Source organism: Wenzhouxiangella sp. AB-CW3 (assembly GCF_014725735.1).
Classification (GTDB): domain Bacteria; phylum Pseudomonadota; class Gammaproteobacteria; order Xanthomonadales; family Wenzhouxiangellaceae; genus Wenzhouxiangella.
Genome location: NZ_CP061368.1, coordinates 1,548,089 through 1,562,549, shown reverse-complemented (window position 1 = coordinate 1,562,549; position 14,461 = coordinate 1,548,089). Strand labels below are relative to the sequence as shown.

Genomic DNA, 14,461 nt, shown 5'->3' with positions numbered 1-14,461 from the left:
GCGTCTAAGGCGACGTCATTCACATTCTTCAAACCCAATCAAGATGGAGTCCAACGTGAAAAAGTTGATTGTTCCAATTGCCGCCACCTTCTTCCTGGTCGGCTGCGGATCCGACGACCAAGACGAAGCCGCCAACGAAGTCGAAACGGCACCGGCCGCGGAGCAAACCGAACAACAGCCCCGCCGCGAGGTTCGCCGAAGAAGCGAACAGGAACCACAAGAACCCACCAGGACAACCGACGCGGACCCGAGGCGACTGCCACATTTGCAGGGAGCCGCCGAAGTGGACGGGCATGGGCTGACCATGATCGTCGATGGCAGTTCTCCTGAGGCTTTCCAACAGAGCCTAGAGCTGATTGCCTCGGACTCGACAGATGAACAGTATCAGCAACTCGATTCTGCCATCCGTGACCTGCAAATGAACTCTCCCGAAGGATGGGGCGGGGCCGAAGCGCTGTTCCGGTCACTGGACGGCATGACCGGCGAGGAGATCATCGAGAGAGCTGCTGAGAGGCGCCGGCAGTCTCGTTCTCGCCAGCGCTAACCGCTCTGCTCCTCAGCCCCCCCTGAACGAAAAAGGCCCTGCCAGACGGCAGGGCCTTTTTGCTTTTTGCCCATCGTGATGGTCTACCCAGCTCAGTGCCGGCACTTCCAGCCATGGTCGACGCCGAGCTGGTGGATATGCTTCATGGTCTCGGGGATCCAGGCGTCTCCACCCTCCTGCTCGAAGAAGAACGGCGCCCGCTCGACCTGCTCGGGTGCGACCTGGTTCATGTTCGAGGCATCGTAGAGACGGCCATTGAGCATGGTCCAGACCACGTTCTGGCTCTGCTCGATATCATCGAGCACGTCGCCATCGATCACCACCAGGTCGGCCAGCTTGCCTTCCTCGATGGAGCCGATGTCGGCATCCATGCCGAAGTAGCGCGCTCCATCGATGGTCGCGCCGCGCAGGGCTTCCCAGGGCGTGAATCCGCCCTGCACCATGATCCACATCTCCCAGTGCGCGGCCAGGCCGGCCAACTGACCGTGAGCACCGATCACCACCGGCACACCCAGCTCGTTGAGCACCTTCGCTCCCTCGGCCACGGCGACGTGGTTGTACAACTCGTCCGGGGCAGTCGGCCGGCGAATGGAACGCGGATAGACCAGGAACTTCGGCACGAAGTTGAGCAGGCGCTCGTTCTTCCAGACTTCGTGGCGGTCATAGAAGTACTCCTCGCCCATCATGCCGCCATAGGCCACCACGAAGGTGGGTGAATAGACCACATCGGTCTGACTCCACAACTGGCGCATGTCGTCATAGGTCCGCTTGACCGACAGGCTGTGCTCGATGCCCGTGTGGCCATCGATGATCTGGTTGAGGTTCTGTTCCAGGCGCATGCCGCCTTCGGGCACCACCATGATGTCGAGATTGTGGCCCGCCTCGATGACCTGCTGGCGCTGATCGCGACGCAGGTAGTTGTAGCTCTTGACCGAGATCGCGCCCAGCTCCTTGTGACGGCGCACATGGAACTCGGCATCGTCATAGGAATCGATCTTGGCCGTGGCACCGGGAGACAGCGCACCGTACAGAATGCGCCCGGTCGACCAGATGCGCGGTGCCAGCACCTTGCCGGCGCGCTGCAGCTCGGCCATGGAGAAGATCGCTGCATTGTCGTTGGACGGGTCGTGAATACTCGTCACCCCGTAGGCCAGGTTGGCGATCTGCGACCAGTTCTGCTGCGGTGTCAACTGCTGGGCGCTCATTGGGCCGTGAGCATGGGCGTCGAACAGGCCCGGGACAATGGTCTTGCCACCCATCTCGAAGACCTCGTAGCCACGCGGAATCTCGACCTCGTCGCGGCTGCCGACCGCGGCAATGCGATGCCCGTCGACCAGCACCACGCCGTCTTCGATCACCTCGCGAGTCTCCTGGGCATCGCGCATGGTCACGACGCGGGCGCCGACCAGGGCAATGCGGCCGTCATGACGGTCGCTTTCAACCTCGAAGCCCAGACGCACCCCTTCGGTTTCAGGCTCGGGCAGTTCATCGGGCGCGCCTTCGAGAAAGGCAAAGGCATCGTGCAGGTCGCGCTGGTACAGCGTGGCCCCGTGCGACCAGGCCAGCGTGGTGCTGTCATTGACGAAATGCACGTGTTCACCGCCGCGTGCCGAGACCTGGCGGACCGGGAAGGCGCGCTGGTTGGCGTTGAGGTTGACCGTGCGGCCGGCCGGGAAAAACGGCGCGATGTAGACGTTGTAGTGCTCGGTAAACGCCACCCAGCGACCATCGGGTGACACCTGGTAACCGGTGACCCAGTCGCCCCGGAGGTGCTCGCGATGGTCATGGCCGTCGAGATTGACACTGTTGAGCACCAGGGCCAGATCGGAGCGGGTGGAAAACAGGATGCGCTCGCTGTCGGCCGAAAACTGCGGGTTCGCGCCGGAATCATGCACACGCACCATCTCGCCGCCATCGGCTGGTACGCGATACAGGCCGGTGCGCTCCGACCAGGCCGGTGAAGTCAGGTAGCCACCGCCGGTGCGACGGAATACCACCTGCTTTCCATCGGGCGAAAACGCCGGCTCGACATAGTGCCCCGGCTCGGTGGTCAGCGTGCGGCCACGGCCACGGCCCACCGGTTCGATGCGTACCGAACCCAGTTCCTCGTCATCCCAGGTGGTGTAGACCACGTGGCGCGAATCCGGCGAGAACGAAGGGTAGAACTCCCAGTGATCGGTCTGCGAAGTCAGGCGCGAACGACGATCGCGTTCCAGGTCGTGCAGCCACAAATACCCCATGGCCTGGTAGATGGCATATCGACCATCGGGGCTGACCTGCGTCCAGCGGGCCATCTTGATATCGAAGGTATCGGGCGACACCTCGACATCGCGCTGCAAGGCCGGCCTGACCTGCTTCTCGGCCTGTACGTGTACCTCGATCTCGCTGTGCGAGCCGTCGGTACCGATACGATGGAACTTGCCACCGGTCCAGGCAATGATGGACTGACCATCCGGGTGCCAGGAAAAGGCCGGGAAATTGCCCATGTCGCCGGAGGTTTCCTGCTTGTCACGCTCCAGGCCGGTAAACAGGGTGCGCTCGATGCCGGACTCCAGGTCCTTGACCATCAGGCGCGAAGACAACTCGGTCGGGTTGCGACGCACAAAGGCCAGTTGCGTGCCATCGGGCGAGAGCACCGGCCGCACGGCCCCGCCGGGGCCGGAGACCACGTTCTCGGTCTCTCCGGTTTCCCGATCCAGGCGCCGAATCGCGAAAATGCCTTCGTTGGCATCGCGATTGTATTCCCACACCCGACCCGGGGTGATGTCCTGGCTGAAATAGACATAGCGTCCAGCGCGGGAAAAATACGGCTCGGCGATGTTCTTCTGCGACTGCTCACCATGCGGAAGGTCGACCAGCATCACGCCACTGCCGCCGCCGCGGTGGTACATCCAGATCGAGCCGGCCGGAATGGAGCGTTGCGAAACGTACCCTTTGCGCGCCGCGATATAGTCTCCATCGGGCGACCACGCCGGGTTGTGCAGCAGGTGATCGCGCTCCTCGCTGACCTGTTCAAGATTGCCGCCATCGGCATCCATGATCCAGATGTTCTCGGCGCCGTCACGATCGGAAATGAAGGCGATCGAACGCCCGTCAGGGCTGTAGCGCGGCTGGAAATTCCAGGCCAGATCGTCGGTCAGGGCCTCGGCCTCGCCGCCATCGATGCTGACCCGGTAAATGTCGCCCAGCATGTGGAAAATCAGGGAATCGCCATCCGGGCTGACATCCACGTCAGACCACGTCACTTCACGGGTGTCGATGGTGATGGTTTCCCAGTTACCGGGGGGGTCGGTGACCGACCAGTCCGCGTAGGGGTCGTCATTGCCGTTGCCCGACTCCTCGGCCATCAGCGGCTGAGCGAGGAAGGCCAGCAAAATCAGAAACAGTGGGGCTCGCATAGGTGAGCGTCTCCTGAGGGTAGGTTGGAAATCCGAGCCATTATACGGAGGCCCGATCACTGGAAAAACTGTTCAGACAAAATGCGCTCTTCCAGGGAATGCTCGGGGTCGAACAGCAGGCGATGAGTGGCAGTAGTGTTCTGGCGCACATCGACCTGCACCACGTTGCGCACCTCGTCATAGTCGGCAGTGGCACTGACCGGACGGCGCTCGGGCTGGAGCACCTCGAAACGAACTTCGGCCGAAGCCGGCAGAATGGCGCCCTGCCAGCGCCGCGGACGGAACGGGCTGATGGGGGTCAGCACGACCGCATCGGTACCCAGCGGCAGAATCGGACCATGGGCCGACAGGTTGTAGGCCGTGGACCCGGCCGCCGTGGCCACCAGCACGCCATCCGAAACCAGCCGGGCAATCCGCTCCCTGCCGTTGATGAGGATGCGGATGTGAGCGGCCTGATTGGTCTGGCGCAGCAGCGCGACCTCGTTGATGGCCACCGCCCTATGCTGCTGGCCGCTGGCCGTGGTTGCAATCATTTCGAGCGGATGCAGCGTCACCTCGCGCGCCGCTGCAACCCGCTCCGGCAAGTCGTCGGGCGAATAGCGGTTCATCAGGAACCCCACTTCGCCCAGGCGCATGCCAAAAACCGGCACATCTCGATCGACATTCTCATGCAGGGTGTGCAGCATGAAACCATCACCTCCCAGCACCACGACCACCTCGGACTCGTCGATGCCGACCTCGCCGTAACGTCGGCACAACTCGGCGGCCGCCTCGCGCGAGCCGGGGTGCTCGCTGGCCACGACGGCCATCGCCAGGCGGTCATTCATGCGTTCAGTCCGAAGTCGAGTGCATCAACTGGCCCAGTGCATTGATGGCCACCTGCAACACGGCAAAATCGTGCGAACTCGATGTATTGCGCATCTCTTCGAGCATGATCGAGACTCGCTCGGATTCGTTCTCGTGGCGTTGGAACCAGGCCTCCACCGGCTCCTCCTGATCGCCGGTTTCGTTGAGGATACGACGGGTCAACTCGCGGTGATGACGGTACAGGTCGTCGCGCAGGTGCCCGCGGGCATGGGCATGCCACTGACGCTCCACCGGCAGGCTTTCGACCTGGCCTCGCAGCCATTTCAGGCACAAGCGGTCGAACAGCAGGAAGTAGATACGAGACACATCCTCGACCTTCATCTCCTGGAGACGCGCCTCGTCGACGATATCCAGCGCCGAATACACGTAGCGCAGCGTGGCCACTTCCAGGGCCAGCTCACGCGGGAAGCCATCGGTCACCAGCTCCTCGCAGCGCTCCTCCAGCGACTCACGCAGATCGCCCATCAGCAGTTTCGGCAGCACCTTGCGGTATTCCCGAATACCCGGCGCGAAGCGCTCGACACGGCTGGAAATATCGATACCGTATCCACCCGGCAGGGTAATCAGGCGACGGGTGACCTGGCGCAGCAGGTTCCACATCTCCTGCAATGCCTCGACCTGCCGGGCAGCCGGCACCTGGTTGTCCAGCGATTCGATCTGCTTCCAGAAAACCCGTGCTTCGAAAATCTCACGGGCCACCGTGTAGGCCTTGGCCACCGTGGCCGAACTGGCGCCGGTATCTTCCTTGATCCGCATGGCAAAGGGAGCACTCATGCGGTTGACGATGCTGTTGGTCACGCGGGTGGCGATGATCTCGCGCCACAGCCGGTGTTCAGGCATCAACTCCGCGAAGCGTTCACGCAGAGGCCCGGGGAAGTAGTCCTTGAGTTCGCGCGAAAGATACGGATCCTCGGGCACATCCGAATCAAGCAGTTCTTCGTAGAGCCGGATCTTGGCATAGGACAGCAGCAGGGACAGCTCCGGTCGGGTCAGACCCTGTCCGCGGGCCACTCGCTCGCGCAACTCTTCTTCATCGGGCAGTTGCTCCAGGTCGCGGTCGAGCACTCCCTGGCGCTCCAGCATGGCCACAAAGTGCGCTTCGGCACCCAGTCGATCCCGGGTCAGCGCCTCCATCATGCTCAACGCCTGGTTCTGCAGGTAATTGGAACGGAGCACCAGGCCGCTGACTTCCTCGGTCATCGACTCCAGCAGTCGGTTGCGCTCGGTCAGATCAAGCTGGCCGCGCTCGACGGCCAGGTTCAGCAGGATCTTGATATTGACCTCGTGATCGGAGCAGTCGACACCGGCCGAGTTGTCGATAAAGTCGGTGTTGATGCGCCCGCCGTTCATGGCGTACTCGATCCGCCCGAGCTGAGTCAGACCCAGGTTGCCGCCCTCGCCCACGACACGGCATTGCAGGTCATTGCCGTTGACGCGCACCAGGTTGTTGGCCAGGTCGCCCACATCGGCATGGGCTTCATGCTCGCCCTTCACGTAAGTGCCGATACCGCCATTCCACAACAGGTCGACCGGGGCCTTGAGCAACTCGCGAATCAATTCATGCGGTGCCAGCGACTCCGCCTCCAGCCCCAGCCATTCGCGGACCTCGTCGGACAACTCAATCGACTTGGCCTGACGCGAGAACACCCCGCCGCCTTTCGAAATCAGTTGCTCGTCGTAGTCCGCCCAGGTCGAGCGGTCCTTTTCGAACAGGCGCCGTCGTTCGGCAAAACTGGCTTCCGGGTCCGGATCGGGGTCGAGAAAGATATGCATGTGATTGAACGCGGCCTTGAGACGAATGTGCCTGGACAGCAACATCCCGTTGCCGAACACATCCCCGCCCATGTCGCCGATTCCGACCACGCTGAAATCCTCTTCCTGCGTGTTCAGCCCCAGCTCACGGAAATGCCGCTTGACCGACTCCCAGGCACCCCGGGCGGTAATGCCCATCTTCTTGTGGTCGTAGCCATTGGACCCGCCCGATGCGAAGGCATCACCCAGCCAGAAGTCGTGCTCGGCCGACACCGCGTTGGCAATATCGGAAAACGTGGCCGTGCCCTTGTCGGCGGCCACGACCAGGTACGGGTCGTCATCGTCCTTGCGAACCACCTGCGAAGGCGGCAGTACCCTTTCACCGTCGAGGTTGTCGGTAATATCGAGCATGCCGTTGATGAACGAGCGGTAGCAGTGCACCACCTCGGCCATCATGGCATCGCGGTCCTCACCCTCGGGTAGCTGCTTGGCCACGAAGCCACCCTTGGCGCCCACCGGCACGATCATGGTGTTCTTTACGTTCTGGGCCCGCAGCAGGCCCAGCACCTCGGTACGGAAGTCCTCGCGCCGGTCCGACCAGCGCAAGCCGCCGCGAGCGACCTTTCCGCCACGCAGGTGAATACCCTCCATGCGCGGCGAATACACCCAGATCTCGCGATACGGGCGCGGCTGCGGCAAGTCGGGCACACGTCCGGAATCCAGCTTGAAACTGAGATACTCGGCATGCCCGCCACGGCGATTGGACTGATAGGCATTGGTGCGCAGCATGGCGCGCACCAGATCGCAGAAACCGCGCAGGATTCGATCCTGATCGGCCGAACTCACGGCGTTCAGTGCCCTGAGAATGGCCTTGCGCAGCACCTCGCCCTCGGTCTCGTCGCCATCGCTCTCACGCGCCTGGCAGACTTCGCCGAGAAACTCCCGGAGCACTTCATCCTCGATCCCCTCGGCCAGGACCTGGCATTGCTGCTCCAGGTCACGACGGGCCGCCGCCTTCTGCTGCTTGCTCTCCTCGGCACGAGCTGGGTCGAAGCGGGCCTCGAAATACTCCACCAGCAACCGTGCGATCAGCGGCCAGGCCGAAAGCGTCTGCTCCATGTAGGTCTGGGAAAACGGCATGCCGGTCTGCAGAAGGTACTTGCAACAGGCTCTCAACACGTTGACCTGGCGCCAGTCAATCCGGGCCAGCATCACCAGGCGGTTGAAGCCGTCATTCTCGCAGCGACGACGCCAAGTCTGCTCGAACGCCTCCTGGAACTTGTCGCGCACCCGGTCCAGATCCACCTCGGCCTCTCCCGGCGGCTTCATGTCGAAATCCTGGATCCAGACACTGTGGCCACTACCCATGCGCAACTCGTAGGGGCGCTCGGACACGATGCGCATCCCCAGGTTCTCCAGCATGGGCAACACGTCGCTCAGCGGCAATGGTGAGCCGTGGCGGAACAGCTTGAAGCGCAGGATCCCGGTATGACGCTTGCGTGGCCGGTACAGACTCATGCGCAAGTCGTCAAGGTCGCGCAAGCGTGCGATATTGGCCACGTCGAAACTGGCCACGTGCGGCGAAATGTCTTCCATGTAGGAGGCCGGAAAGGCGCGGGCATAACGCCGAGCCAGTTCCACGCCCTGATCCTCGCCGTGCTCACGCACAAGGCAATCGGTCAGCTCATCGCTCCACGACCGGATGGCCTGCTTGATCTTGCGCTCGATGTCGTCGATATCGAAATCAACCGACTCCCCGCTGCGCGGCCGGACAATCAACTGCACCCGGGCCAGCTTGGATTCTCCTACCTGCACGGCGAAATCCAGCCGCTCGCCTTTCAGAGACCGCTTGATGATCTGCTGGATCTTCTCGCGATTCTCGGTATTGAATCGATCGCGCGGGATGAACACCATGCACGAAAAGAAGCGGCCGAATCGCTCACGGCGAATGAACAGCCGCGTCTGCGCGCGCTCCTGCAGGTCCAGCACACCGCTACCCAGTTCAAGCAGCTCCTCGCTGGAGGCCTGGAACAGCTCGTCTCGCGGCAGGGTCTCGAGGATGTGCAGCAAGGCCTTGCCGGCATGACTGTTGGCCTGCAGCCCGGAAAGCTTCAACACCTTCTGGACTTTGCGCCTGACCAGCGGCGTATCCTGGCAACGACGGATATAGGCGCCAGAGGTAAACAGGCCGATCAGGCGCTTCTCGCCCGACACGTTGCCGTCGTCGTCAAAGTACAGCACCGAGATGTAGTCCATGTAGCCGGCCCGGTGAACCGTGGAGCTGGCGTTGGTCTTGGTGATGATGATCGGATCGTCCGGCGAAGTCGACTCGCTGCCATGCGACAGGTCCTTGAGCGAACGCACCGGCGCCTCGCGATGCGAGGTATGCATGATGCCCAGCCCGCTTTCGGGAATCGCCCGCAGCACGCGCCCGTCCTGGCCGTCCTCAATGACGTACTCGCGATAGCCCAGAAACGTAAAGTGATCGCTGGCCAGCCACTCGAAGAAGTCGCGGGTTTCCTCCAGCGCTCCCTCGCTCATCTGCGGATGCGTACGCTCCAGTTCCTCGGCAATCTCCCGGGCCTGCGCCAGCATCGGCTGCCAGTCATTCACCGCCCGGCGCACATCGGCCAGGGCCAGCCGCACCCGCTCCTCGATCCGCGCCAGGATCTCAGGAAACCGCTGGTGCTCGACCTGCAAATGCATCAGCGATTCCTGCTGGCCGGTACTCTCGTCGCCTTCGGGCACGAGCCGCATCAAGTGCCCGCCCGGATCGCGCTCGATGCGCATGACCGGATGGATCACCAATCGAACCGAGATCCCCAGCTCCGAAAGCGCCAGCACCACCGAATCGACCAGGAAGGGCATGTCGTCGTTGACGATTTCGATAATCGTCCGCGAGGAATGCCAGCCATGCTGCTCGGGGTCGGGGTTGTAGACACGAAGGTTGATGTCGCCAGGCACCCGCCGGCGGGCAAACTCCAGGTACTCGCCGGCCATCACCGCCAGGTTGTCGGCTCCGATCTCCTCGAGCTCATCCAGGGGGATCCGCCGCAACATGCGACGGGCAAACTCCGCTGCCACCTCGTCACGCCCGGTCGATTCGAATACCCGGTCGTGAATCCCCTCAAGCAACTCCTGCTTGCGACTGTCCTTGTGACTCATCTCACCTCAACTCCGGCCAATCCGGCCCTGATGCAGCACCCGACGAAAGGAACGACCTACTAGCGCAAGCCGGTTTCGGTACGGGCAATGACCATGCGCTGAATTTCGCTGGTCCCCTCGTAGATCTCGGTGATCTTGGCATCGCGGAAATAACGCTCGACCGGCATCTCCTTGCTGTAACCCATGCCGCCATGAATCTGCACCGCCTGGTGCGCAATCCACATCGCCGCCTCGGAGGAAAACAGCTTGGCCATGGAACCCTCCTGGGTAAAGCGCGCACCGGTGGCCGTCGCCTCCATCTTGGCCCAGGCCGCGCGAAGTGTCAGCAGCCGGGCCGCCTCCAACCGGGTTCGCATATCGGCCAGCTTGGCCTGGATCATCTGGAAAGTGCCGATCTCCTTGCCAAACGCCTTGCGCTCGCGGGCATAGTCCACACTGGCCTCGTAGGCCGCCTGGGCAATCCCCACGGCCTGGGCGGCAATACCGATGCGGCCGGCATCCAGCACGCCCATGGCAATCTTGAATCCCTGTCCTTCCTCGCCCAGGCGGTCCTCCACCGGGCAATGATAATCGGTCAGCTCGATCTCGCAGGTCGCCGAGGCCCGGATGCCCAGCTTCGGCTCGGACTTGCCACGGTGGAACCCATCACGCTCGGCGTCAATCAGAAAAGCCGTCACACCCTTGGCCCCGGCATCGGGGTCAGTGACGGCAAACAGCACCAGGTAACGCGCCACCGGGCCGGACGTGATCCACGACTTGCGGGCGTTGATCACGTAGTGCTTGCCGTCCTCGCTCAACTCGGCCCGCGACTTCATGTTGGCCGCATCCGAACCCGACTGCGGCTCGGTCAGCGCATAGGCACCGATCTCGGCACCGGTGGCCACCGCACGCACATACTTCTGCTTTTGCTCCTCGGTGCCATGCTTGAGAATACCATTGCAAAACAGGGAGTTATTGACCGACATGATCGTCCCATGCGCCGCATCGGCCGCCGAAACCTCCATCATGGCCAGGGCATAGCCAATCGTGTCGAGACCGGCACCACCGTATTCCTCGGGCACCTCTATACCCATCAGGCCCAGCTCACCCATTCGCTGAATGGTGGTCAGGGGAAACTCGCCGGAAGCATCGAACTCCGATGCCACGGGAGCAATCTCGTCACGTGCAAAATCGCGGGCAGCAGCCTGAATCATCTGCTGCTCGTCAGTCAGTTTGAAATCCATGAGAAACGCTTTCCTCGGGTTGTTTTTGGGGCTGCCGCGATTATACCGTCAGCAACCGCAAAGGGGGTGTCAGCCCCCGTCAGCCGGACTGACCAACCAATACTGTGACGCCCTTCACGTTCCTGAATATCGGGGTTGACACGCCCCGGCCACCCCGTAAAATTGAAGATTCCGGAGCGGGGTTCCCCCCTTCCCCATCCGGATTGTGGCCGAGGTTCCCCCCTTGCCTCGGCCACACCTAACACCAAACGGCCGGAGCCCATCGCTCCGGCCGTTTTTTTCCGGGGTGCTGACAACAGCCGCAAGCTGGTCTATAATGCGCCGCTTGTTGGCCACACATGCAACAACCGCAAGGGCAACAGCCCACACCTGCCCAGGTGGCGGAATTGGTAGACGCGCTAGCTTCAGGTGCTAGTGTCCATTAGGACGTGGGAGTTCGAGTCTCCCCCTGGGCACCATCTTGTATTAGAGAATCTGGGCACCATCTTGTATTAGAGAATCTCGTAGGCAGTGCCGATTGCGCCGCGCTTGATCGGCCGCACCACCAGCAACGGCCCATCCTGCCCCGATGACTGCAAGTAGACCAACCCCGGCTCCTCCACCAGGTCTACAGCGGCCGAACGAACCTGCAACCCCTCCCCTTGCACACCATTGACCGTCAATTCATACAGCGCGCCCTGCTCTGCGGCAAAAACCAGGTCGCGAACACCACCATACGCTTCGACCCGCAACTGACGTTCGCTGGTGGTCATCCATGGGCCGTCGGCATATCGGCGCCGAACGGCAACACTCAGGTCGGCCGGCTGACCGGCAGTGGCCAGCTCCAGCCGTACCCGATACGCCGCGGGCCGACCCGACAACGGGAATCGGGTACGCAACAGCTCCCCGGTGCCGTCCGGAAGCGACAGCACCGCACGGCCATCAACCAACTCGACCCTGGCGTCCTTGCCCGCAGCTCGCTTCAGGGCGATGTCGCCCGGTCCTGCGTCGCCTTCAGGCGAATCGCTGCCTGGCAGTTGCTCATCGCGCACATGCGGGGCATCAAGCACCAGCAAGAGGTCGCCGCCGGCCAGATGGCTCACCCAGGCTTTCTCCAGCGGCCGGTCAGTGGTCCGAATCGACAGGGGCAAACCGTGATAGCGCGCCCTTAGTCGCCAGAACTCGCCGAAACCCAGCGCGAAGACCCGAGGCGACTCTTGTCCCAGGCTCTTCTCGAGTTCGCGCATGAAGTCGAACAACTCACCATCAAAATGGTCCGAACCCTTCTCCTGCCACGACAATCCGCCGAAAGAATCAAAAGCATCCACGGCGCGCACCACCATATTGGCCTGCCAGCGCAGATCCAGCACCAGCCAGCCGACAGCCAATGGCACCAGCAAAACCGGCCATTGCCAATGCATTCTGTTTCCTCGCAGCCTCGACCAGGCTGCCAGCAGCAACAGGCTCAGCCCCAGCCACGCGGCAACGGCCAGCGATGGGGACAGTACTTCCTCGTGCGCGGCCACCATGGTGAAATGCGCGCTACGCTGAGTCCAGGGCGGAAAGGAAAACCACTCGCCAAACAGACGCCGCTGGAATGCCAGGATGTCCGGACGTGCCGGCACCAGCTCGACGCGCCTGAGTACCAGCGGCTCGCGCGTTCCGCCAACTAGCTCTACCGACAGGTAGCGAATCTCGTCTTCCCAGCGCGGGTACCAGTCGGTACGAACCGTTCCGTTGACGCCGTCAACCATCTCGATCGAAGCCTGCCGGGTTGTCGTGAAGGTCCCATCCCTGCTCCAACCCAGATCCATCCGACGGTGCTGCGCGCCCGGACCAAACTGCAGATTGACCCGCTCCACGCTTTCGGCCACCAGCGGTTGCGGCAGCCGAATCCCAAGGCGCAAGAGGCGCGTGCGCTCCTCGCCGCTGACCAGCCAGTAGCCTGCGGCATCCAGTCCTCCATCGCCAATAAGCACCTGCCAGTCCAGAATATCCGGCTCCAGCTCAATACCCGGAATGACCTGCTGGTAGCGGTCACCGGTCAGCGCATAGAGGCTGAAGCCGCCCCACAGCAACAACGCCGAGACCACCATGGACGACAGCAGGCGGATCATGGCTGACTACCCGGCTGCCAATCGCGCAGGAACTGCCACAGCACCAGAACGCCCAGCAGCACCAGCACTGGATAGAGCTGCAGGACGATGCGGCTGAACAAGGTGCCATCGGCGGCGTAAACGGCGGCCCGGGTCAACACGAATCCGGCCAGAGCATAAGCCGTGGCCAATACGGAAAGGACCAGCAACCCCCGCAACTCCGGCGCTGCACCAGCGCGCCAGATGGCCAGAGCAAACACCAGCGGCAGCAGATACCAGGCCAGGTGCCAGTCCTGGCGCACGAACAGGTGGTGGGCAATGCCCATCACACCCTCGGCCGAAATCCGGGCTTCAAGCGAATAGCGGTCCGAGCTGAGCCACAGCAGCGGGTCAACCCCGACAAGCCACAGCAAGCCGGCCAGCCCGCCGGCAACCGCCAGAACCAGAATGAGCTGCCTGTTTGACATCAGAGTGGCCAGCCAGGCCAGCAGCAGGACGGGCACCCAGTACACACCCGTATCCTTTGCCAACGACATCATCACCCCGGCAAACAGCATCACCAGCAGCGACTGCCAGCCACGATGCCGCACCCACAGCATCAACCCCAACCCGAAAACCAGCATATACAGCATGACCCACAGGTCGGCATATCCAAAAAGGGCAATATGCGTGGCAAAAAGTGGGGCCGAAACCAGCAGATAGATACCCAGCCACGAAATCCACTGTGCCACCCCCAGGTGCCGCAGCAGACCATGCACGATCATCACCGACGACAGCCCGGCAACCAGCCAGGCAACACCGATCAGACTGTCGTCCCACGCGCCGACCACCACGGCCGGATACAGCATCAGCAAGGGAACAAACGTCGGGTGATGCACGCCATCGCGAACATACTCATCGCCCGCGGCATGCAACCAGTCCGATTGCGGCAGCAGCAATACCAGCTCACCAGTCTCGAACCACACCCGGGCAATCCAGGCCCACAACTTCCAGGCATCCCACGGGAACACCGGACGCATCAGGGCGTCGGGCAGCACGGAAATGAAGCGCAACACAACCAGGACCGCCAGGCCCCAGACCAGCCATCGCGCCCAGGGCGGGTTGCCCGCTTGCGCGCTGGAGGCATCCGTTGCCGCCGGCCAGGCGCCCTTTCCCCTCAGAAAACGAACGCTCAAGTACACCAGCAGCAAGACCGCCAGCCCCAACATGGCCAGCATTCCGGCCAGCGCTGTCCTTGCAAACGGCCAGCCTAGAAGATCCAGCAGCCATATACTGCCGGCAGCGAGCGCCATCCCGAACGCCAGCCCCAGGCCCAACCACAATGTCCACCGTCCGGGGCCCGACAGCGGCACGAGCCGCCAGGCCAGTACCGTGCCAAGAAGCGTCGGCAGCAGGAAATACACAAGCAGCATGAGGAACGTCACCGCCCCGCTGCCA

7 protein-coding genes and 1 tRNA gene are annotated in these 14,461 nt (G+C 62.6%); 2 read left to right on the top strand and 6 right to left on the bottom strand.

The window, feature by feature from the left end; all coding sequences use genetic code 11:
- Positions 1-55 precede the first annotated feature (55 nt).
- Positions 56-544 carry a hypothetical protein gene (locus IC757_RS06750; RefSeq protein WP_190976584.1) on the top strand — a complete coding sequence of 163 codons (489 nt, stop codon included), beginning with the start codon at positions 56-58 and terminating at the stop codon, positions 542-544.
- 92 nt (positions 545-636) lie between these two features.
- On the opposite strand, the gene IC757_RS06745 is transcribed toward IC757_RS06750, so the two are convergent.
- Genes IC757_RS06745 through IC757_RS06730 form a run of 4 tightly spaced genes read right to left on the bottom strand, consistent with a single transcriptional unit; the run spans position 637 to position 10,949 of the window.
- A complete protein-coding gene (locus tag IC757_RS06745; RefSeq protein ID WP_190976583.1) occupies positions 637-3,942 on the bottom strand; it encodes an amidohydrolase family protein in 3,306 nt (1,101 codons plus the stop codon).
- Between the two features lie 56 nt (positions 3,943-3,998).
- Positions 3,999-4,769 carry an NAD kinase gene (locus IC757_RS06740; RefSeq protein ID WP_190976582.1) on the bottom strand — a complete coding sequence of 257 codons (771 nt, stop codon included), beginning with the start codon at positions 4,767-4,769 and terminating at the stop codon, positions 3,999-4,001.
- A 4-nt stretch (positions 4,770-4,773) separates the two neighbouring features.
- Entirely contained in the window at positions 4,774-9,726 is a 4,953-nt protein-coding gene (locus IC757_RS06735; RefSeq protein ID WP_190976581.1) for an NAD-glutamate dehydrogenase, read from the bottom strand.
- A 59-nt stretch (positions 9,727-9,785) separates the two neighbouring features.
- The gene (locus tag IC757_RS06730; RefSeq protein ID WP_190976580.1) at positions 9,786-10,949 is read right to left on the bottom strand and encodes an acyl-CoA dehydrogenase family protein; all 1,164 of its coding nucleotides are present in this window, start codon (positions 10,947-10,949) and stop codon (positions 9,786-9,788) included.
- A gap of 371 nt (positions 10,950-11,320) precedes the next feature.
- Between IC757_RS06730 and IC757_RS06725 the strand changes: the two genes are divergently transcribed.
- A tRNA-Leu gene (locus IC757_RS06725) sits at positions 11,321-11,407 on the top strand.
- Positions 11,408-11,440: 33 nt separating this feature from the next.
- Here IC757_RS06725 and IC757_RS06720 read toward each other — a convergent pair.
- Together IC757_RS06720 and IC757_RS06715 are read right to left on the bottom strand one after the other, a co-directional pair.
- Positions 11,441-13,045 carry a hypothetical protein gene (locus tag IC757_RS06720; protein ID WP_190976579.1) on the bottom strand — a complete coding sequence of 535 codons (1,605 nt, stop codon included), beginning with the start codon at positions 13,043-13,045 and terminating at the stop codon, positions 11,441-11,443.
- A complete protein-coding gene (locus IC757_RS06715) occupies positions 13,042-14,436 on the bottom strand; it encodes a hypothetical protein (RefSeq protein ID WP_190976578.1) in 1,395 nt (464 codons plus the stop codon). Before IC757_RS06715 ends, IC757_RS06720 begins: the two co-directional genes overlap by 4 nt.
- Between the last annotated feature and the right edge of the window lie 25 nt (positions 14,437-14,461).